The organism is Pseudonocardia sediminis, assembly GCF_004217185.1.
In the GTDB taxonomy this organism is placed as follows: domain Bacteria; phylum Actinomycetota; class Actinomycetes; order Mycobacteriales; family Pseudonocardiaceae; genus Pseudonocardia; species Pseudonocardia sediminis.
Map to the genome: position 1 here is coordinate 1,089,147 of NZ_SHKL01000001.1, position 20,119 is coordinate 1,109,265.

The 20,119-nt window shown below is 71.8% G+C and carries 17 protein-coding genes; 5 read left to right on the forward strand and 12 right to left on the reverse strand.

Annotation, left to right across the window (positions count from 1 at the left end):
- Position 1: 1 nt before the first annotated feature.
- The gene (locus tag EV383_RS05345) at positions 2-613 is read right to left on the reverse strand and encodes a TetR/AcrR family transcriptional regulator (RefSeq protein ID WP_130288868.1); all 612 of its coding nucleotides are present in this window, start codon (positions 611-613) and stop codon (positions 2-4) included.
- Between the two features lie 31 nt (positions 614-644).
- Entirely contained in the window at positions 645-1,451 is an 807-nt protein-coding gene (locus EV383_RS05350; RefSeq protein WP_130288869.1) for an enoyl-CoA hydratase/isomerase family protein, read from the reverse strand.
- Positions 1,452-1,742: 291 nt separating this feature from the next.
- On the opposite strand from EV383_RS05350, the gene paaZ reads away from it, so the two are divergent.
- Positions 1,743-3,788, forward strand: a complete 2,046-nt coding sequence (gene paaZ / locus EV383_RS05355; protein WP_130288870.1) for a phenylacetic acid degradation bifunctional protein PaaZ — start codon at positions 1,743-1,745, stop codon at positions 3,786-3,788.
- 5 nt (positions 3,789-3,793) lie between these two features.
- Positions 3,794-5,125 carry a phenylacetate--CoA ligase PaaK gene (gene paaK / locus EV383_RS05360; RefSeq protein WP_130293939.1) on the forward strand — a complete coding sequence of 444 codons (1,332 nt, stop codon included), beginning with the start codon at positions 3,794-3,796 and terminating at the stop codon, positions 5,123-5,125.
- Positions 5,126-5,128: 3 nt separating this feature from the next.
- Here paaK and EV383_RS05365 read toward each other — a convergent pair whose 3' ends face one another.
- Both EV383_RS05365 and EV383_RS05370 read right to left on the reverse strand, forming a co-directional pair.
- Positions 5,129-5,749, reverse strand: a complete 621-nt coding sequence (locus EV383_RS05365; RefSeq protein WP_130288871.1) for an acyl-CoA-like ligand-binding transcription factor — start codon at positions 5,747-5,749, stop codon at positions 5,129-5,131.
- Positions 5,742-7,439: an MDR family MFS transporter gene (locus EV383_RS05370; RefSeq protein WP_341273703.1), complete on the reverse strand. Its 1,698-nt coding sequence runs from the start codon at positions 7,437-7,439 to the stop codon at positions 5,742-5,744. Before EV383_RS05370 ends, EV383_RS05365 begins: the two co-directional genes overlap by 8 nt.
- A gap of 173 nt (positions 7,440-7,612) precedes the next feature.
- Here EV383_RS05370 and EV383_RS05375 point away from each other — a divergent pair, with 173 nt between their 5' ends.
- Complete coding sequence (locus tag EV383_RS05375; RefSeq protein WP_130288873.1) at positions 7,613-8,392, forward strand: isocitrate lyase/PEP mutase family protein; 780 nt, start codon at positions 7,613-7,615, stop codon at positions 8,390-8,392.
- Positions 8,393-8,410: 18 nt separating this feature from the next.
- Here EV383_RS05375 and EV383_RS05380 read toward each other — a convergent pair whose 3' ends face one another.
- From EV383_RS05380 to EV383_RS05405, 6 genes are all read right to left on the reverse strand, one after another.
- On the reverse strand, positions 8,411-9,154 hold the full coding sequence (locus EV383_RS05380) for an enoyl-CoA hydratase/isomerase family protein (protein ID WP_130288874.1): 744 nt from the start codon (positions 9,152-9,154) through the stop codon (positions 8,411-8,413).
- 27 nt (positions 9,155-9,181) lie between these two features.
- The gene (locus EV383_RS05385) at positions 9,182-10,378 is read right to left on the reverse strand and encodes a CaiB/BaiF CoA transferase family protein (protein WP_130288875.1); all 1,197 of its coding nucleotides are present in this window, start codon (positions 10,376-10,378) and stop codon (positions 9,182-9,184) included.
- Between the two features lie 80 nt (positions 10,379-10,458).
- On the reverse strand, positions 10,459-11,784 hold the full coding sequence (locus EV383_RS05390; protein WP_130288876.1) for a phytoene desaturase family protein: 1,326 nt from the start codon (positions 11,782-11,784) through the stop codon (positions 10,459-10,461).
- Between the two features lie 80 nt (positions 11,785-11,864).
- Positions 11,865-12,488, reverse strand: coding sequence for a TetR/AcrR family transcriptional regulator (locus EV383_RS05395; RefSeq protein ID WP_130288877.1), 624 nt, complete (start codon positions 12,486-12,488; stop codon positions 11,865-11,867).
- A gap of 34 nt (positions 12,489-12,522) precedes the next feature.
- Entirely contained in the window at positions 12,523-13,698 is a 1,176-nt protein-coding gene (locus tag EV383_RS05400) for an acyl-CoA dehydrogenase family protein (protein WP_130288878.1), read from the reverse strand.
- A gap of 64 nt (positions 13,699-13,762) precedes the next feature.
- Positions 13,763-14,404, reverse strand: a complete 642-nt coding sequence (locus EV383_RS05405; protein ID WP_242622912.1) for a TetR/AcrR family transcriptional regulator — start codon at positions 14,402-14,404, stop codon at positions 13,763-13,765.
- 103 nt (positions 14,405-14,507) lie between these two features.
- On the opposite strand from EV383_RS05405, the gene EV383_RS05410 reads away from it, so the two are divergent.
- Together EV383_RS05410 and EV383_RS05415 are read left to right on the forward strand one after the other, a co-directional pair.
- Complete coding sequence (locus EV383_RS05410; RefSeq protein WP_130288880.1) at positions 14,508-15,197, forward strand: PaaI family thioesterase; 690 nt, start codon at positions 14,508-14,510, stop codon at positions 15,195-15,197.
- Positions 15,198-15,241: 44 nt separating this feature from the next.
- Positions 15,242-16,939 (forward strand): class I adenylate-forming enzyme family protein, encoded by a 1,698-nt coding sequence (locus EV383_RS05415; protein WP_130288881.1) that lies wholly within the window; start codon positions 15,242-15,244, stop codon positions 16,937-16,939.
- Positions 16,940-16,994: 55 nt separating this feature from the next.
- On the opposite strand, the gene EV383_RS05420 is transcribed toward EV383_RS05415, so the two are convergent.
- A complete protein-coding gene (locus tag EV383_RS05420) occupies positions 16,995-18,596 on the reverse strand; it encodes a class I adenylate-forming enzyme family protein (RefSeq protein ID WP_130288882.1) in 1,602 nt (533 codons plus the stop codon).
- Positions 18,597-18,940: 344 nt separating this feature from the next.
- The gene (locus EV383_RS05425) at positions 18,941-20,110 is read right to left on the reverse strand and encodes an acyl-CoA dehydrogenase family protein (protein ID WP_130288883.1); all 1,170 of its coding nucleotides are present in this window, start codon (positions 20,108-20,110) and stop codon (positions 18,941-18,943) included.
- Positions 20,111-20,119: the final 9 nt, after the last annotated feature.

The following is a 20,119-nucleotide window of genomic DNA, read 5'->3' on the forward strand; positions in this document are numbered from 1 at the left end:
CTCATCGGGCCGGGATGATCCCGACGAACGCGGCCGCGGCGACGTCGTCCGGCAGCGTGTCGGTGCCGGGACGGCCCGGGCGGTACCACTCGACGATCGAGTTGATCAGCCCGCCGAGCAGTTTCGCGGCCAGGGCCGGGTCCACGCCGGCGCGCACCTCGCCGGCGTCGACGGCGGCTTTCACCAGCGCCGTGACCTCGGCGTCGAACGCACGACGGCGTTCCAGCGCCCAGCGTTCGGTCTCGGTGTTGCCGCGCACCCGCAGGAGCAGGGTGACGTAGGGCAGCTCGGCCGTCAGCACCGCGACCTGCGCCCGGACGATCGCGCGCAGTCGCTCGGTCGGGGTACCGGTTCGTGCGGCGGGGGCGTCGAGGGCGCTGAACAACCCGTCGACCGCTCGCTCCAGGGCGGCGCGGAGCAGCGCCTCCTTGCCGGTGAAGTGGTGGTAGAACGACGACTTCGTGATCCCGGCCGCGCGCGAGAGGTCCTCCATGGACGTCGCGTCGTAGCCGCGGGTGTTGAACTCGCCGACCGCGACCTCCAGCAGCGACTCGGCCCCGCCGCTGGGCCGCCTCGACCGGCGAGCCGGATCCGCGGCCGGGGAGGCGCTCACCGGTCGTACCCGGTGGCGGCGGTCGAGATCCTCATCGTCCCTCGAACGTCGGCTTCTTCTTCGCCAGGAAGTCGGCGACGGCCTGCTGGTGGTCACGCGTCAGCGCCAGACGGGTCTGGGCGGCGCCCTCGTGCTCGAGCACCGCCGGCAGATCGTTGATCGCTCCGAAGTGGACGGCGGCCTTGACCTCGGCGTACGCGGCGGTCGGGCCGGAGGCCAGCTTCCGGGCCAGCTCCAGCGCCGCGGACAGCACCTCCTCGGCCGGGACGACGTCGCGGACCAGGCCCCAGTTCTTCGCGTCCTCGGCGGAGAACTGCTCGCCGAGCAGGAGCAGCTCGGTCGCCCGGGCCACGCCGACGGCGTGCGCGAGGCTGGCCGACAGCCCGGAGTCGGCGGTCAGGCCGATCCCGGTGAACGCGGTGGCGAACTTCAGCCCGGCGGCGGCGATCCGCAGGTCGGCGGCCAGCGCGAACCCGAGCCCGGCGCCGACGCACGGGCCGTTGATCGCCGCGATCACCGGCTTGGGTGCCTCGGTGAGCGCGGTGACGATCGGGTTGTAGTGCTCGGCGACGGTGTCGAACGCCGTCACCGGGTCCTTCTCCAGGTTCGCGGCGTGCTCGCCGAGGTCCTGGCCGACGCAGAACGCCTTGCCCGCGCCGGTCAGCACGATCGCGCGGACGGAGTCGTCGCCCGCGGCGTCGGTGATCGCCGGGAGCAGGGCCTCCTTCAGCTCGACGGTCATCGCGTTGTACCGGGCGGGCCGGTTCAGCGTCAGGACGGCGACGGCGGGGTCGGTCGAGTCACGGTTCACCAGGACGGCGGGGTCGATGTCGGCCATGGAGGCACTGTAGCGGGTCCGACCGAACGATCGGTCGATCCAGGCCGACCGGTCCCGCGGCACTCGTGAACCACGACGAGCGCCGCACGCACGTCACGACCCATGAGTGCCACGACGTTCCGGCCGGCGAGGTGGTCGTGCGTGGAAGGCGAGGTGGGCGTGCGTGGAAATCGTCGTTCTGGCGACGATTTCCGCTCACAGCCGGGTTCCCGCCGGTCTGGTCGAGCGGGTGGGTCCGGTGCTAGTTTCCACCCGAACGAACGGTCGGTCGAAGACCTGGAGGCGTCACCGATGACCCAGACCCGGGGAGCACTGCTCCGCAGCTACGTCAGCGGGAACTGGCACACCCCGCCCGGGGAGGGCAGGCCGCTGCACGACGCGGTGACCGGCGACGAGGTCGCCCGGATCTCGTCGGAGGGCATCGACTTCGGTGCCGCGCTCACCTACGGCCGGACCGTCGGCGGACCCGCTCTGCGCGAGCTGACGTTCCACCAGCGCGCCGCCCTGCTCAAGGCACTCGGTGGGCACCTGCGCGAGCACCGCGACGAGCTCTACGCCGTCTCGGCGCAGACCGGCGCGATCCTCGGCGACTCCAAGTTCGACGTCGACGGCGGCATCGGCGTCCTGCTCGCCTACGCATCCCTCGCGAAGCGGGAGCTGCCGAACGACACGGTGTACGTCGACGGTGCCGTGACGCCGCTCGGCAGGGCCGGCACGTTCCTCGGCCAGCACGTCTGCTCTCCGCTGCACGGTGTCGCGGTCCAGGTCAACGCGTTCAACTTCCCGGTCTGGGGCCCGCTGGAGAAGCTCGCCCCCGCGTTCCTCGCCGGCGTGCCGAGTCTGATCAAGCCGGCCAGCCCGACCGCGTTCCTCACCGCGAGGCTCGTCGAGCTGATCGTCGGCTCCGGGCTGCTGCCGGAGGGCTCGCTTCAGTTCGTCGCGGGCGGCCTCGGCGACACGTTCGACCACCTCACCGGCCAGGACCTCGTGTCGTTCACCGGTTCCGCGGCGACGGCGCAGACCCTGCGCGCGCACCCGGCGATCGTCCGGAACGCGGTGCGGTTCTCCGCCGAGGCGGACTCCCTCAACTTCTCCGCACTCGGCCCCGACGCCACGCCGGGGACCGAGGAGTTCGACCTGTTCGTCAAGGGCCTGACCACCGAGATGACGGTCAAGGCGGGCCAGAAGTGCACCGCGATCCGGCGCGCGTTCGTGCCCGAGCAGCACGTCGACGCCGTCGTCGAGGCGGCGTCCGCGAGGCTGGCGAAGGTCACCGTCGGGGATCCCGCAACGGCCGGGATGGGTGCGCTCGCCAGCCTGGAGCAGCGTGAGGAGGTGCGGCGCAGCGTCAAGGCGCTCACCGACGCCGGTCGGATCGTCTTCGGTGACCCGGACTCGGTCGAGGTGACCGGTGCCGACGCCGACCGCGGCGCGTTCGTCTCGCCGTTGCTGCTGGTCGGGGACCCGGAGCGGGCCGAGCCGCACGAGGTCGAGGCGTTCGGCCCCGTCTCCACGATCCTTCCCTACACGAGCACCGCCCAGCTGATCGACTACGCGGCGCGTGGGCAGGGCAGCCTCGCCGGGTCGGTCGTCACCGGCGACACCGCGTTCGCCCGTGAGGTCGTGCTCGGCGTCGCGCCGTGGCACGGCCGGATCCTGGTGCTCAACGCCAAGGACGCGAAGGAGTCCACCGGGCACGGCTCGCCGATGCCGCAGCTCGTCCACGGTGGACCCGGTCGTGCCGGGGGCGGCGAGGAGATGGGCGGCATCCGCGGGGTGCTGCACCACATGCAGCGCACCGCGATCCAGGGCGACCCGGACACCCTGTCGGCGATCACCGGGCGGTGGGTCACCGGCAGCGAGCGCCACGAGACCGACGTGCACCCGTTCCGCAAGCACCTCGAGGAGCTCCGGCCGGGCGACACGCTCGTCGCCGGGCCGCGCGTGGTGACCCAGGAGGACGTGGAGCACTTCGCCGAGTTCACCGGCGACACGTTCTACGCGCACATGGACGCCGAGGCCGCGGCGGCGAACCCGCTGTTCGGCGAACGCGTCGCGCACGGCTACCTGATCGTCTCGTTCGCGGCCGGGCTGTTCGTCGACCCGGCGCCGGGCCCGGTGCTGGCCAACTTCGGCGTCGACGACCTGCGGTTCCTGACGCCGGTCAAGTTCGGCGACGAGCTGACCGTGACGCTGACCTGCAAGCAGCTCACGCCGCGCGAGTCGGCCGGGTACGGCGAGGTCCGATGGGACGCCGACGTGACCCGCCAGGACGGCGAGTCCGTCGCCCGCTACGACGTCCTCACGCTGGTGGCGAAGAAGGAGAGTGCGCAGTGACGACCATGCAGCGCCGGCTGGGGGATGCTCCCGCGCCGGAGACCCTCGACCCCGAGGAGCGCATGTCGGTCGACGAGCTGCGCGCCCTGCAGCTGACTCGTCTGCAGTGGACGCTGCGGCACGCCTACGCGAACGTCCCGCACTACACGCGGGCCTTCGACGCCCACGGCGTGCACCCGGACGACTGCCGCGAGCTGTCCGACATCGCGAAGTTCCCGACGACCAGCAAGGCCGACCTGCGCGAGAACTACCCGTTCGGCATGTTGGCGGTGCCGCAGGACCAGGTCCGCCGCATCCACGCGAGCTCCGGCACCACCGGGCGTCCCACCGTCGTCGGCTACACCGAGGGCGACATCGACCGCTGGGCCGGGCTGATCGCCCGCTCGATCCGCGCGGCCGGCGGGCGGCCCGGGCACAAGGTGCACAACGCCTACGGCTACGGCCTGTTCACCGGGGGCCTCGGCGCGCACTACGGCATCGAGAAGCTCGGCGCGACGGCGATCCCGGTCTCCGGGGGCATGACGCCCCGGCAGATCCAGCTGATCACCGACTTCGCGCCCCAGGTGATCATGCTGACCCCGAGCTACATGCTCACGCTGCTCGACGAGTTCGCGCGCCAGGGCATCGACCCGACGTCGACGTCGCTACAGGTCGGGATCTTCGGCGCGGAGCCGTGGACCGAGCAGATGCGCTCCGAGATCGAGGAGCGGATGGACATGCACGCGGTGGACATCTACGGCCTGTCCGAGGTGATGGGCCCGGGTGTCTCGCAGGAGTGCGTGGAGACCAAGGACGGGTTGCACATCTGGGAGGACCACTTCCTGCCCGAGGTCGTCGACCCGCTCTCTGTTGGATCTTCTGGGCAGACGCCGCTGGCCGACGGCGAGGAGGGCGAGCTGCTGTTCACCAGCCTCACCAAGGAGGCGCTGCCGATCATCCGGTACCGCACCCGCGACCTGACGACGCTGCTCCCGGGCACCGCGCGGCCGTCGATGCGGCGGATGGCCAAGATCACCGGCCGGTCCGACGACATGATCATCCTGCGTGGCGTGAACCTGTTCCCGACCCAGATCGAGGAGATCGTGCTGCGCACCCCCGGGTTCGCGCCGCACTTCCAGCTCGAGCTGACCACCCAGGGCCGGATGGACGCGCTCGCGGTCCGGGTCGAGGCACGCTCCGACACACCGGCCGACCGTCGCGTGGCGGCCGCCGAGGAGCTGGTGCGGGCGGTCAAGGAGAGCATCGGGGTCAGCGTCGCCTGCGAGGTCGTCGACCCCGACTCCCTCGAACGTTCGGTGGGCAAGCTGCAGCGGCTGCTCGACCACCGGGAGAAGTAGGGGCTACCGGGCGGGCGGGTGCAGCAGCCCGGCCGAGAGCAGGTCGAGCACCTCACCGACCAGATCGGCGAGGTCGGGCCCCGTCGCGTCCGGTGACGCCGAGCCCGGCCAGCGCTGCACCGCGACCCGGAGCCCGGCCATGGCCGACGCCGCGACCAGCGAGGGGTAGACGTCGCGATCGGGGTCGGCCCCGATCCGCTCGGCGACGGCCTCGGCCAGCGCCCGCTCGCGCACGACGAACGCGCCGATCCGGTGCGCCAGCAGCGACGGGCTCTGGCTGAGCCCGCGCTGCGCGGTGATCCGGTCGCGCTGGTCGGGATCGTCGACCATCTCCAGCAGGGCGTGGCGCAGCGCGGTGAACAGCGGCTCGCCGGCGGGGCGGTCGCGGAAGGCCTCGACCATCCGGCCGGCGGCGTCGACGTCCCCGGCCACGATCGCCTCCTCCTTGGCGGAGAAGTAGTTGAAGAACGTCCGGACCGAGACGTCGGCGGCGTCGGCGATCTGCTCGACGGTCACGGTGTCGGTCCCGTGCTCCACGCTCAGCCGCAGCGCGGCCTCGGCCAGCGCGACGCGCGTCGCCTGCTTCTTGCGCTCGCGCAGACCGAGGACCGCCTGCTCAGACACGGTGCCGTCCTCCACCGGTGCTGCCGGCCAGGGCCGGGGCGGGCTCGGCGTCGGAGGAGACGAGCTCGTGACGCCCGGTGCGGGGGAGGGGGAGACTGGCGGCGCTCTCGTCGACGGGGCCGTCGGGCTCGATGTCGATCGTGGTGCGCAGCGGGGTCTCCCGCATGAACAGGATCGCGATCAGCGCGAGTGCGGCCAGCGGCGCGGCGAAGGCGAACACGTGCGCGGTGGCGGCGCCGTAGGCCTCGGTCACGATCTGGCGGACGGGGTCGGGCAGTGTGGCGAGGTTCGGGATCGTCCCGCCGGAGACCGACGTCGACCCGGCCGGGATCCCCAGCGCGGCCAGCCCGCTGTTCACACTGCCGGCGACCGAGCCGGCCAGCACCGCGCCCAGCCCGGCGACACCGGCGGAGCCGCCCAGCGAGCGGAAGAACGCGACGGTCGAGCTCGCCGAGCCCATGTCCCGCATCGACACGGTGTTCTGCACGGCCAGCACCAGGTTCTGCTGGGTCATGCCGATGCCGATCCCGACCAGTGCCATGAAGATCGCCAGCTGCCAGTAGGGGACCTCGGCGGAGAGGAACAGGGCCGTGAGCGTCAGACCGGCCGTCAACGACACCGCGCCGAGCACCAGGTAGCGCTTCCACCGGCCGTACCGGGTGATCAGCTGCCCGGCGACGGTCGAGGCGATCAGCATCCCGGCGATCATCGGTAGCGTCATCAGCCCGGCCTGGGTGGCGGTCGCACCGCGGGAGAGTTGGAAGTACTGGCTCAGGAAAACCGTCGAGCCGAACATCGCGACGCCGACGAACAGCCCGGCCACGATCGCCAGCACCACGGTGCGCTGGCGGAACAGGAACAGCGGGATGATCGGCTCGCGGACCCGCGACTCGGTGAGCACCGCGAGTGCGAGTGCGACGATCCCGGCGCCGAGGACGGCCAGCGAGGTCCAGGAGACCCACGGGAAGTTCTTGCCGCCCAGCGAGGTCCACAGCAGGACCGCCGAGACACCGCCCGCGATGAGCAGGGCACCGAGGTAGTCGATGTGCACCTCACGCTTGATCGTCGGCACGCTCAGGGTGCGTTGCAGGACGACCAGGGAGATCGCGGCCAGTGGCACCGCGACGAAGAAGCACCAGCGCCAGCCCAGCGCCGAGTCCACGATGACGCCACCCAGCAGCGGGCCGCCGACGATCGCGACGGACATGATCGCGCCGAGGTAGCCGGAGTACCGGCCCCGCTCGCGCGGCGGGATGATCGCTGCGATCACGACCTGCGCCAGGGCCGTCAGGCCACCCATGCCCAGGCCCTGCAGCACCCGGTAGCCGATCAGCTCCGAGGTGCTGGTGGAGAACCCGCAGAGCACCGAGCCGACGATGAAGATCAGGATCGAGATCTGGACCAGCAGCTTCTTGCTGAACAGGTCGGCGAGCTTGCCCCAGATCGGGGTCGAGGCGGTCATCGCCAGCAGCGACGCCGTCACCACCCACGTGTACTGCGCCTGGCTGCCGCCCAGCTCGCCCAGGATCCGGGGCAGGGCGTTGGAGACGATCGTGGAGGACAGGACGCCGACGAACAGCGCGGTCAGCAGCCCGGACAGCGGGATGAGCACGCTGCGCCTGCTGGTCGCGCCGGCCGCGTCCGGGTCGGGGGATCCGGCGGTACGCACCGGCGCGGTTGTCGAGGTCACCGGACGACTGTACCTTCGGAACGTGCATGCCATGCAAGTTTGCGTTCTGTGCTCTTTCGCACGTCGTGCAGGTTCGGCCGGCCGACGTCGGCGAGGCGCAGGAGTGGGCCGGGTAACCGGTGCCACCCGCCCGTGCCCTGCCGACCGCACTCGCCGGGCCTACGGTGATCGTCATGGTCACCACCGCCGACAAGGCCGCCACACTGCAGAAGCTGCACTCCGACTCCGAGCTGCTGCTCGTCGTCAACGTCTGGGACGCGATCACCGCGAAGGTCGTCGCGGAGACCGAGGGGACGAAGGCGCTCGCCACCCCGAGCCACGGCATCGCCGCCTCGCACGGCTACGACGACGGCGAGAACATCCCGCGCGACGAGATGATCGAGGCCATCGGCCTGATCGTGCGCACCGCGGGCGACCTCCCCGTCACCGCCGACCTGGAGTCCGGATACGGCGACCCGGGCGGCACGGTCGCCCGCGCGATCGGTGTCGGCGCGGTCGGGGCGAACCTCGAGGACAAGGTCGCTCCGCTGGCCGACGCGGTGAAGGCCGTCGAGGCCGCCGTCGCCGCGGCGGAGAAGGAGGGCGTGCCGTTCGTGCTCAACGCCCGCACCGACGCGTTCCTCAAGGCCGGCGACAAGGACCCGGAGGAGGTCCTGACCGACGCGATCGCGCGCGGCAAGGCCTACCTCGACGCCGGTGCGTCGAACTTCTTCGTGCCCGGCAAGCTCGACGAGACCCAGGTCGGGCGCCTGGTCGAGGCGCTCGGGGAGCGCAAGGTCAACCTGATCGGCATCCCCGGCTCGATCCCGCTGGCCCGCGCGCAGGAGCTCGGCGTCTCCCGCGTCTCCTACGGCCCGTGGAGCCAGAACGTCGCGCTCACCGCCCTGGCCAAGCTGGCCGAGGACGTCTACGCCGGCGGCGGCCTGCCCGCCGACACCCGCAAGCTGAACTGATCGCCGGTGCGGGCGGGCTCAGCCGGGCCCGCCCGCCACCCGCCGGACGATCTCGTGGGTCTCCGGGTCGTGGAAGACCCGGTCGATCTCGTGGATGCTCTGCGCGCTGCCCTCGGCGAAGCCGACGTTCTGCCACAGCTCGAACAGGCGCTTCTGCGACGCGAGCCCGGCCCGGGACTTCCCGGCCAGCGACGACGCCAGCTCGGTGGCGCGCGCGTCGACGTCGTCGACGATCTCGTTGAGGAAGCCCCAGTCCGACATGGTCGCCGCGTCGTGGACGTCGCCGGTGAGCATGATCTGCTTGGCCCGGGCGAGGCCGACGTACTGCGAGAGCAGGGCCGACTCCATGATGCACGGCAGGCCGATATCGATCTCCGGGAGCCCGAAGCGCGAGCCCGGTGTGGCGATCCGCAGGTCGCAGGCCAGGGCCAGCTCGAACGCCGCGCCCAGGCAGTGCCCCCGCACGGCGCAGATGGTCGGGACCTGCGCCTGACGGACGGTGTCGAGCATGTGCTTGACGGCGCCGATGACGTCGGGGGTCCGGTCCGGGTCGGCCACCAGCCCGGCGAACGTGTCGAGGTGCATCCCGGCGGAGAACGCGCGATCGCCCGCGCCTCCGAAGACGATCACACGCGCCGTCGCGGCACCCTCGTGGACGGCGGTGGCGACCTCGTCGACGTCGGAACGGGTCAGGGCGTTCAGCTTGTCCGGGCGGTTCAGCGTCACGTACCGGACGTCGTCGACGTCGGTGATCAGGACCATTGCTGCGGGCCTCCGTGGGTCGGCGGGTCAGGGGGACGCGAGGAAGACCGCGCCGGCGGTGACGAGGTCGTCGACGGCGGCGTCGTCGTAGCCGAGGTCGCGCAGGACCTCCGCCGAGTGCTCGCCCGCGCGGGCCGGACCGCGCTCATGGGCGGGGAACCGCCCGTCGAACCGCACCGGGTACCCGACGGCGCGGGACCCGCCGTCGCCGGACAGGCCGGTGTCGTTCACCGGCAGCGTCGGGCCGAGGCCCGGGTCGGACACGACGTCGTCGAAGTCGTTGACCGCGGCGGTGAGCACGTCGGCGTCGCGCAGCAGCGGGAGCCACTCGGCCTGGGTCCGCTGCGCCAGCAGGGGGGCGATCTCGGCGTTGAGGGCGGTGCGGTGCTCGACCCGTGAGGCGTTGTCGACGTAACGGGGATCGCTGGTCAGGTCCTCGCGGCCCAGCACCCGGCACAGGTTGCACCAGTGGCTCTCACGCAGGCAGGAGACGGTGACGTACCGGCCGTCGGCGGTGGCGAACGCGCCGGCCGGGGCGAGGAACGCGTTCTGGTTGCCCTGCCGTCGCGGGGGCTCGCCGGTGTGCAGGAACTCGGTCAGCGGCAGGCCCTGCAACGCCGCGGCGGCGTTGATCAGGCTGACGTCGACGCGCCGCGCGCTCGCCGGATTGTGCAGCGCGGCGAGGATGCCCTGCACCGCGAACAGCGCCGCGGTGAAGTCCACGACCGGCACCGCGACCCGCAGCGGCGGCCCGTCCGGCTCGCCGATCAGGTCCATCAGACCGCTCGCGGCCTGCAGGCCGGTGTCGTTGCCCGGCAGCTCCGCGTAGGGACCGCCGGGGTCGAACGCGCTGACCGTGGCGTAGACGATCCCCGGCCGCAGCGCCGTGACGTCGTCGAAGCCCAGCCCGAGGCGGTCCATCGCGCCGGGGCGGTAGTTGGACACGATCACGTCGCTGCGCCGCACGAGATCCCGGACGACCTGCTGCCCGCCGTCGGTGCGCACGTCGAGGCCGAGGCAGCGCTTGTTGCGGTTCATCGCCACGAACACCGAGCCGAATCCCTCGTGCAGGATCGCGCCGGACGTCCGTCCCCAGTCGCCCTGCGGACGTTCGATCTTGACGACGTCCGCGCCGAGATCACCGAGCACGGACGCGGCGTAGGGCCCGGCGATGCCCTCGGTCATGTCCAGCACGCGGACGTCGTGCAGCGCCGGTTCGGTCATGCCTCCGCCTCCCGGTCCATGGTCACCAGCGAACGCGGTGCGGCGTCCCGCTGTCCAGGGGCTGCCGCGGTCCCGGAGACTCAGACCGTCGCGCGCAGCGGGTGGCGTTCCAGGATCCTGTCGACGACGAGCTTCGCCGTCTCCGCGCAGGCCGTCGTGCCGCCGTTGGCATACTCCTTGACCCCGTCGCCGACGTTCCACAGGTTCGCGATCGGCGTCTCGGGCGTCAGGTCGTAGCCGGCGACCGCGCGTTGCGGCGGCCAGCCGTCGCGCATGACGGCGACCGACAGGATCCGGGCGTCGTCGAAGCCGGGGACCTGCTCGCGCAGGTCCGCCTTGAGCAGCTCGATCTCCTGCTCCTCGTCGAAGTCGCCGACCGCGGGCTTCGGGACCGAGCCGCCGACGTAGAGGTTCCAGCCGGGCGGGGCCATCTCCGGGCAGGTGTCGGTGAAGTTCGCGACGTAGCAGAGCCGCCGGGACTTCGAGAACAGCAACATCCCCGGCACGTCGACGAGACGGTCGCGGCTGGCGAAGTTCAGGGCCAGCATCGAGCACGGGCGGTCCTTGAGCCGGACCTGCTCCAGGTAGTCCGCGGGCAGGTGCTCGGCTCCTACCAGGCCGACGGTCGCGGCCGGGCCGGCGTCGCTGACCGCGACCGAGCAGGCGACCTCGACCTGCGCGCCGTCGCGCAGCACGGTCGCGCCGGTGACCCGCCCGTCGGCGACGTGCAGGGCCTCCACCTGCGACGACAGCCAGATCTCGCCGCCGCGGCGGGAGACGGTCGCGGCGAGGGACTCCCAGACGCCGATCGTTCCGTCCGGGCAGAAGCCGAAGCGCTTGAACGCGGACTTGCGAGTGAAGTAGGTGAGGAACACCCGTGCCGGGAGCTCCTCGGAGCTGACCGCGAACACCGCCGCGCACATGTTGCGGAAGACGCCCTGGACGGCCTCGTTGGTCGAGTACCTCGCCACCCAGTCGGCGGTGGAGAGCTCCTCGCCGGGCAGCGCGTCGTCGTCCTTGCGGGCGGCGCCGATGCCGCTGAGCAGCTTCGCGCCCTGCCGCGTCATCTGGGAGAGCAGCAGGCCCCAGCCGCCGCGGGTGACGTCGAGGTCCTTCGACCCGACCCGGTAGAGCACCGGGACCTCCGGTGCACGGACGTCGAACTCGGCGCCGACCTCGGCGAACGTCTCCTCGGTGATGCCGCCGACCTCGATCACGATGGCGCCGTCGTTGACGCGGAAGCCGTCGATGTCGGTGGTGGAGGCGCGTCCGCCGACCTTGTCCAGGCTCTCCACGACGAGCGTGCGGTAGCCGGCGTGCGCGAGCCGCGCGGCGGCGAACAGGCCACCGGCGCCGGCGCCCACCACGAGCGCGTCGAACGTGGCCTCGGGCGTGGGGTCGGGCACCGGGATCTCCTCTGATCGGCTACTTAATTCAGAGTAAATTAAGTGGACCGGGCCGTCAAAGGGCTCTCGGGGCCATGCCGTCAGGGCCGCAGCGCGTGCAGGACCATCGACTGCGCGATGCCGATGACCTCGTCGATCCCGCCGCGCTCGGGGTCCCACCACTCCGCGGCCCAGTTCAGCGACCCGAGCACCATCATCCGCGCGACCGCCGGGTCGAGGCCGGTGCGCAGCTGCCCGGCCGCGGCGAGGTCGGCGACGAGTCCGCGCCAGATCTCGTTGTAGGCCGCGACCTCGGCCATCGCCCGCGCGCCGACCTGCTCCGGGAGCTGGTTGCCGTTGCGGATGATGGCGCGGGAGTAGTCGGAGATCTCCAGCTCGTGGCGCAGGTGCGACTCGACGGCGGCCGCGATCCGGTCGGCCGGGGGAGTGCCGGGCGGCAGGGCGGCGAGCGCGTCGGTGAGGTGCGAGCGCATCGCCTCCGCGCCGACGAACATGACCTCCTCGATGAGGTCCTCGCGCGAGGGGAAGTAGTAGTAGATCGCCGGGGCCTGCACCTGGGCCTGCTCGGCGATGTCGACGAGCCGGGAGCCGGCGAACCCCTTGCGGGCGAGGACGGCGGCGGCCGCGTCGAGCAGGCGTCCGCGGGTCTGTGCCGACTTCGACCCCGGCCCCTCGGTCTCGTGTCGCGGCGTCCGGCGGGGCATCGGCCGATCGTATGGCGCGGGCGTCCCCGGGCGCTCAGGGACGCGCTCGTCCGGCGATGTCGCGCCCGATGATCTCCTTCATGATCTCGGTGGTGCCGCCGTAGATCGTCTGGATCCGGCCGTCGACGAACGCCCGGGCGACCGGGTACTCCAGCATGTAGCCGTACCCGCCGTGCAGCTGCACGCACTGGTCGGTGACGCGTTTCTGCAGCTCGGAGAGGTACCACTTGCCCTTGGCCGCGTCGACGGCGGTGAGCTCGCCGGCGTTGAACGCGTGCACGCACCGGTCCACGTAGGCCTCGGCGACGTCGAGCTCGGTCTCCATCTCGGCGAGGACGAAGCGGCTGTGCTGGAAGTCCCCGACGGCCTTGCCGAACGCGGTGCGGTCGAAGCAGTAGCGCACCGTCGCGGAGTAGACCTCCCGGGCGACGGTGTAGGCCGAGGCGATGATGCCGAGCCGCTCCTGCGGGAGGTGGCTCATCAGGTGTGCCATCCCGCGGCCCTCGGTGCCGATCAGGTTCTCGGCCGGGACGCGGACCCGGTCGAAGTACAGCTCGCCGGTGTCCTGGCCGTGCAGTCCGACCTTCTCCAGGGTCCGCCCGCGGGTGAAGCCGGGCATGTCGCGCTCGACCATGAGCAGGCTGAAGCCGTGTGACCCGGCGTCCGGGTCGGTGCGCACCGCGACGATCACGACGTCGGCGGTGGCCGCGCTGGAGATGAACGTCTTGGAGCCGGTGAGGATCCAGTCGCTGGTCTCGTCCCCCGGAACGTCACGGTGCGCGGCGGTCCGGATGCCCTGCAGGTCGCTGCCGGTGCCGGGCTCGGTCATCGCCAGCGCGCCGAGCAGCTCGCCGCGGGTGAACGGGACGAGCCAGCGCTTGCGCTGCTCCTCGGTCGTGAGGTCGAGCAGGTAAGCGAGCACCAAGTCGTCCTGCAGGCCCAGCGTCATCCCGAACGACGTCGCCCCGATTCGGGCGACCTCTTCGTTGACGACCATCCGGTAGCGGTAGTCGGTCTCGCCGGAGCCGCCGTACTCCTCGGGGACGGACAGTGCGTAGACGCCCTGCTCCGCCGCGGTGCGGAAGACCTCGCGGTCGATCCGCCGCTCGGCCTCCCAGTCGAGGAAGCGGGGAGCGACATCACGGGCCAGGAACTCCCGCACCGTGGCCCGGTACTGCTCGTGGTCGTCGGTGTAGAGCGTGCGCCGCATGAGAGCTCCTCGTGTTTTGAAACGAAGATAGAATATGCGGCCGGTCCGGGGCCAGGGTGGGCGCTCAGTCGCTGCCGGTGCCCAGGCCGCGGCGGACCAGGAGCTGCGCCGTGCGGACGGTGTCGGCCAGCGAGCCGCGCTCCTCGCGCCACCACTCCGGGGCCCAGTTCAGGGCGCCGATGACGAGCATCCGGGCCGCACCCGGGTCGAGGCGGGGCTCGATCTCGCCGGCGGCGACGGCGTCGTCGATCAGGGAGCGCCACAGGTCGCCGTAGCGGCGCTGGTCGACGAGCTGGACCTCGCGGATCTCGGTCGGCAGCTGGGCGGCGTTGCGGATCGCGGCGGCGGAGTAGGCCGAGTCCTGCAGGACCACCTCGAGGTGCGCGGCGACCGCGGTCAGGATCCGTTCCATGCCGGTGGCGTCGGCGGGCATCGCGGCCAGCGAGACCTCGACGTGGGCCATCGTGCGGCGCAGCCCGACCTGCACGACCTCCTGGATGACGTCGTCGCGGGACGGGAAGTAGTAGTAGATCGCCGGAGCCTGCAGCTGCGCGATCTCGGCGATGTCGGACAGGCGGGTGCCGGCGTAGCCGTTGCGATTGAGGACCTCCGCGGCGGCGTCGAGGATCCGCTCCCGCGTACGCGCCGACTTCGAGTCCGGCCGCGCGCCGTCGTCGCTCACCTGCGCGGACGCCCGTCGTGCCACGCCGGCGATCCTACGGCGCCCGCGGTGGGTCCGGACACACCCGACGATCACCGCGCACCCGGCGAACCTAGTGTCGGGCGTCGACGACAGAAGGAGCGTGCCCGTGGACGACCACGAACTCCCCGACGACGGCGACATCGAGACCCGCCGCGCGGCGATCACCCGGCTCGGTGAGCAGCTGCGCGAGCTCACCCACGTCATGGTCTCCACCGAGATGCCGACCGACGTGCTCGACGAGGCGACGGAGACGCTCCGCGCACTGACCGGGACGCTCGGCGCGAAGACCCGCGGTCTGCACGAGGTGCCCTCGGTGGACGACTTCGACGCCGGGATCCGGATGTTCAACGCCGGCTCCGGCCCCGCCAACCCGACGGCGCCGCCGGTCGTCGCGAGGATGGTGGACGGCCGCGTCATCGGGCGGGCGACGGTCGGCCTGGCGCACGAGGGGCACTTCACCCTCGCCCACGGAGGCATCCTGGCGGTGCTGCTCGACGACGTCCTCGGCCGGACCGTGATCGCGCACGCGACCGCGCCCTCGATGACCGCCGGTCTCGAGCTGCGGTATCGGAAGCCGGTCCCGCTGCACACGCCGCTGGTGATCACCGGCGAGCTGGTCGGGATCGAGGGCCGCCGGGTGACCGTCCGCGGCACGATCTGCGCCGAGGCGGAGCCGGACGTGGTCCTGACCGAGGCCGACGCGCTGTTCGTCCAGCTGCGCGAGGACCAGATGGTGACGATGTTCGGCTCGACGACCGGCGCCGGAGCGGGCGTTGCGCAGGCCTCCGAAACGTGACTAATCTCGATTAAAATTTCCGGGGGATGTCGAGGAGGCCATCGATGACCGAGACGATCGAGCGCAGGCGCGCGGCGCTGGAAGCGCGGTTCCCGGTGTGGTCGCCGACGACCCTCGACGGGTTCCTCGACCGCTGCGCCGCCGAGTTCGGCGACCGTCCGCTGGTCCTGACCGACGAGCGGACGCTGACCTACGCCGAGACGCAGGCGTGGTCGCGCCGGCTCGCCGACGGCCTCGCCGCACTCGGGGTCCGCCGCGGGGACCGGGTCGGCATGGTGATGGCCAACCACCTCGAGTTCACGCCGCTGAAGTTCGCGATCGCTCGGGCCGGGGCGGTGGCCGTCCCGTTCAACTACCTCTACCAGGCCGCCGAGCTGGCCTACGTCCTGCGCCAGTCCCGGTGCGCCGTGCTGATCACGATGACCGGGTTCGCCGGGCTCGACTACCCGGCCATGCTCGACGAGATCGCGCCCGGATGGGAGAACGGTGCGACCGACGCGCTGCCCGACCTGCACACCGTCGTGCAGCTCCCGACGATCCTCGACGCCCGCGAGCATGTCCGCACCGTCGACGAACTGGGCGTCCTCGGCGACGAGCACCCGGGAGCCTCCGACGGCGCCCGCGCCGAACCCGACGACCTCGGCGACATCCTCTACACCTCCGGGACGACCGGGTCGCCCAAGGGCGTGATGGTCACCCACGACGCGGTGCAGCGCACCGGCTACGCCTCGGCTCTGACCAGGGCGTTCGAGGACGGACGACGGATCCTGTTCTCGCTGCCCTGCTACCACATGTTCGGCTACGTCGAGGGCCTGCTGGCGGCGATGATCGTCGGCGGCGCGATCGTCCCGCGCACCTCGTTCACCCCGTCCGACTACTTCGCCGGCATCGAGCGGCACCGCGCCACCGAGATCCTCTGCGTGCCGACCATGACGGTGGCGCTGCTGGAGTCCCCGGACCGGCCGGGCCGCGACCTGTCGTCGGTGTTCGCGATCCTCTCCGGCGCGGCTCCGGCCCCGGTGTGGCTGTGGGAGAAGGTGCGGGCCGAGCTGGGGATCACCGAGATCACCACCGGCTACGGCATGACCGAGTGCGGCGGCGCGATGACGATGACGCTGCCCGAGGACCCCCTGGAGCGGCACTCGACGACGGTCGGGCGGGTCAAGCTCGCCGGCGTCGCGGGCCTTCCCGACCGCGGCGGCGACCTGTGCCACTACCGGGCCGTCGACCCCCTGGACGGCACCGAGCTGCCGGCGGGGGCGGAGGGCGAGCTGATCTCCCGCGGCCCGACGCACATGCTCGGGTTCTTCGAGAAGCCCGAGGAGACCGCGGCCGGGCTGCGCGACGGATGGGTGTTCTCCGGCGACCTCGGCCGCGTCGCCGACGACGGCTACCTGCAGATCACCGGGCGCAGCAAGGAGCTCTACAAGAGCGGTGGCGAGCTCGTCATGCCCAAGGAGGTCGAGGAGCTGCTCACCCGGTACCCGGGCGTCAGCCAGGCTTACGCCGTCGGCGTCCCGGACGACCGGTGGGGCGAGGTCGGCTGCGCGTGGATCGTGCCCGAACCCGGCGTCACGCCGGACACCACCGAGCTGCTCGCCCTGTGCAAGGAGAAGCTCGCCCGGTTCAAGGTGCCCAAGCACATCCTGCTCATCGCCGCCGACGAGCTCCCGACGACGCCGACCGGCAAGGTGCAGAAGTTCCGCCTCGCCGCCCGCGCCAAGGACGTCCTGGGCGGCTGACGCCGCCCGTGCGCGGATATCGCTGCTCCGGCAGCGATATCCGCGCACGACCTCGTCAGGACAGCTGCTCGCGCAGGACGAACTTCTGGACCTTCCCCGACGCGGTGTGCGGCAGCTCGTCGAGGAAGAACCAGCGCACCGGCACTTTGAACGCGGTCAGCCGGGCGAGGCAGTGGTCGATCAGCTCCTGCTCCAGGGTGTCGGGCGGCGGCTCGTGCGTCGTCACCGCGACGGCGACGATCTCGCCCCACGTCTCGTCCGGCAGTCCGATCGCGGCCGACTCGGCGACGGCGGGGTGCTCGGCGAGGGCGATCTCGATCTCGGCGGGGGAGATGTTCTCGCCACCGCGGATGATCAGCTCCTTGAGCCGCCCGGACAGGGTGATCATGCCGCGTTCGTCCATCGAGCCGAGGTCGCCGGTGTGCACGTAGCCGTCGGCGTCGACGGTGGCGGCCGTGGCCTCGGGGTCGTCGTGGTAACCGATCATCTGGTTGTAGCCGCGGGCGCAGACCTCGCCGGCGACGCCCAGCGGGACGACGTCACCGGTCACCGGGTCGACGATCCGCGCGCCGGTGTGCGGAAGCGGCCGTCCGACGCTGGTGACCAGGTCCTCGCGGGTGTCGCTGCGCCGGGTCAGGCTGAGCACGGGGGAGAGCTCGGTCTGCCCGTAGAGGTTGTGCACCGACGCCCCGAACGTCGCCGTGACGGCCTCGATCATGCTGCCCGGCACCGTCGACGCCCCGACCAGCACGGTGTCCAGGTGTGGGGCCTCGCCGCCGGACTGCCGGGCCGCGTGCAGCACCGCGCCGAGCACGGTGGGCACGCTCATCAGCACCGAGGCCTTCTCCCGCGCCATCGCCTCCAGCACCGCGGCCGGGTCGAACTTCTCGATCAGCACCACCGTCCCGCCGAGGAACGCCGGGCCCAGGTGCGAGATCACGCAGCCCGCGGTGTGGAACGACGGCAGCGGCGCGATCGCGACGACGCCCTCACCGACGTCGGCGGTGCGCATCGTGAGCTGGGCGTTGTTCACCAGCGACCGGTGTGCCAGCAGGACGCCCTTCGGACGCCCGGTGGTGCCGGAGGTGAACTGCATCATCGCCGGCCGCTCGGGTCCGCTCCGCTCGGCGAGGTCGACCGGCTCGCCGCGCAGCGCGGACTCGTCCGACAGGCTGATCACGTGCTCCACGGCGTCGACGGCGGCGGTCACCTGCGCGACGGTCGCGGTCAGGTCGTGCCCCCGCGCGGTGTCGGCGTGGATCAGCACGGTCGCCCGGGACAGCCGCAGCGCGTACTCCAGCTCGTTCGGTGTCTGTGCCGGGTTCAGCGCCACGAGCGTCACCCCGGCCAGCGCCGCCCCGTACTGCACGTGGATCCACTCGGCGACGTTCGGCGCCAGAAGCGCGACGTGCCCGCCCGGTCCGGTCAGATCCAGCAGGGCGCCTGCGATCCGGCGCGCGGAGCCGAGCATCTCGGCGTAGGTCCAGCGACCGGGCTCGCCGGCGTGCGTGGTCCCGACGAGCGCCGTGACGTCCGGGTTCTGCTCGGCCTGCAGCTGCAGGAGCCCGCCGACCGTCGTCTCCAGCAGCGGGATCTCGTCGCGTTCCGGCCACTCGGAGCGGGTGACCGTCGTGCGCTGGATCGACTCGGTGCTCATGTGGCGGCCTCCGGAACCGGACGAAGGTGACGTGGCTCACCCATTGAACACAAGTTAAAACCTGTGTCCGGATCCGGTCAACGCCCGGGCCGCGGAACAGAGGTCGGTGAGCGACGGTGGGATCGCCGACCGAGCGTCACGAAACGGTTGTCCGAACGCCAGAACGTGACACTCGACCGGAAGCATGCAGTCGAGCGTCACGTTGTGGTCGATCACGCCGCCACAACGTGACGGTCACTTCCGACTGCGACCCACCGGTGCGTTCGGGTCGGCCCGAACCGGCGGTCGCGAGGCGCACGGCCCGATCCGCCCCGGCGAGGCGGCCCGGTCGACGTCATGGGCTCTCAGTACGAGGCGGGGAGTCCCAGGCTCCGCTGGGCCACGAAGTTGAGCACCATCTCCCGGCTCACCGGAGCGGTCTTGAGCATCCGGGCGACGAACCACAGGTCGGCGAGCCCGTACTCCAGTGACATCCCGTTGCCGCCGTGCGTCTGCATGGCCTGGTCCAGGGACCTCAGCGACGAGTCGGCGGCGGCGAACTTTGCGATGTTCGACGCCTCGGCGGCGTCGGCCCCGGCGTCGAACAGCTCCGCGGCGCGGAAGGCCATCAGCCGGGAGAGCTGCGTGCCGATGTAGGACTCGGCGAGCGGGTGCGCGACGCCCTGGTGCGCACCGATCGGGACGCCCTTCCAGACCGCGCGCTCCTTGGCGTAGCGCGACGCCTTGCCCAGCGCGTAGCGGGCGATGCCGTTGCTGATGCACGCCGCGGTGATGCGCTCCGGGTTCAGCCCGGCGAACACCTGCGTCAGCCCCTTGCCGACCTCGCCGATCAGGGCCTCCGGGCCGACCCGGACGTCGTCGAGGAACACCGTGAACTGGTGCTCGGGCTGGCGCAGCGCGGCCTTGATCGGCTGGAACGTCAGCCCGGCCGAGTCGGTGGGCACGACGAACAGCGACAACGGGTGCCGCCCGCTCGGGCCCGCGTCCGGCATCCGCGTCACGACCAGGACGGCGTCGGCCTCATCGATCCCGGACGTCCAGTACTTGGTGCCCGAGATCTGCCAGCCCTCGCCGTCCGGACGCGCCGTGGTGGTGATCTCGTGGCTGTTCGAGCCGGCGTCGGGCTCGGTGATCGCGAACGCCATCTTGAGCGTCCCGTCGGCGATCCCGGGCAGCCAGCGCGACTTGAGCTCGTGGCTGCCGTGCGCGTCGATGATCGTCCCGCAGATGGCGGGGGAGATGACCATCATCAGCAGCGGGCAGCCCTGGGTGGACGCCTCCTCGACGACGACGGCCAGGTCGGTCATCGTGCCGCCGCCCCCGCCGTAGGCCTCGTCGAGGTGCACTCCGAGGAACCCGGCCGCGCCGAGGTCCTTCCACAGCTCGGTCGGCTCCACGTGACGCTCGGAGCAGTCCATGAAGTAGTCGTGGCCGTACTTCCCGACCAGCTTCCCGACGGACTCGCGCAGCGCGGCGCGCTCCTCGGTGTCGGCGACGATCAGCGAGCTGTTCATCTGTTACTC

Bases quoted from the DNA above. Each gene is read 5' to 3' on its own strand.
- EV383_RS05375 (WP_130288873.1), top strand. From the start codon at position 7,613: ATGGTCACCACCGCCGACAAGGCCGCCACACTGCAGAAGCTGCACTCC.
- EV383_RS05380 (WP_130288874.1), bottom strand. From the start codon at position 9,154: ATGGTCCTGATCACCGACGTCGACGACGTCCGGTACGTGACGCTGAAC.
- paaK (WP_130293939.1), top strand. From the start codon at position 3,794: ATGCAGCGCCGGCTGGGGGATGCTCCCGCGCCGGAGACCCTCGACCCC.
- paaZ (WP_130288870.1), top strand. From the start codon at position 1,743: ATGACCCAGACCCGGGGAGCACTGCTCCGCAGCTACGTCAGCGGGAAC.
- EV383_RS05415 (WP_130288881.1), top strand. From the start codon at position 15,242: ATGACCGAGACGATCGAGCGCAGGCGCGCGGCGCTGGAAGCGCGGTTC.
- EV383_RS05425 (WP_130288883.1), bottom strand. From the start codon at position 20,110: ATGAACAGCTCGCTGATCGTCGCCGACACCGAGGAGCGCGCCGCGCTG.
- EV383_RS05400 (WP_130288878.1), bottom strand. From the start codon at position 13,698: ATGCGGCGCACGCTCTACACCGACGACCACGAGCAGTACCGGGCCACG.
- EV383_RS05385 (WP_130288875.1), bottom strand. From the start codon at position 10,378: ATGACCGAACCGGCGCTGCACGACGTCCGCGTGCTGGACATGACCGAG.
- EV383_RS05350 (WP_130288869.1), bottom strand. From the start codon at position 1,451: ATGGCCGACATCGACCCCGCCGTCCTGGTGAACCGTGACTCGACCGAC.
- EV383_RS05420 (WP_130288882.1), bottom strand. From the start codon at position 18,596: ATGAGCACCGAGTCGATCCAGCGCACGACGGTCACCCGCTCCGAGTGG.
- EV383_RS05395 (WP_130288877.1), bottom strand. From the start codon at position 12,488: ATGCCCCGCCGGACGCCGCGACACGAGACCGAGGGGCCGGGGTCGAAG.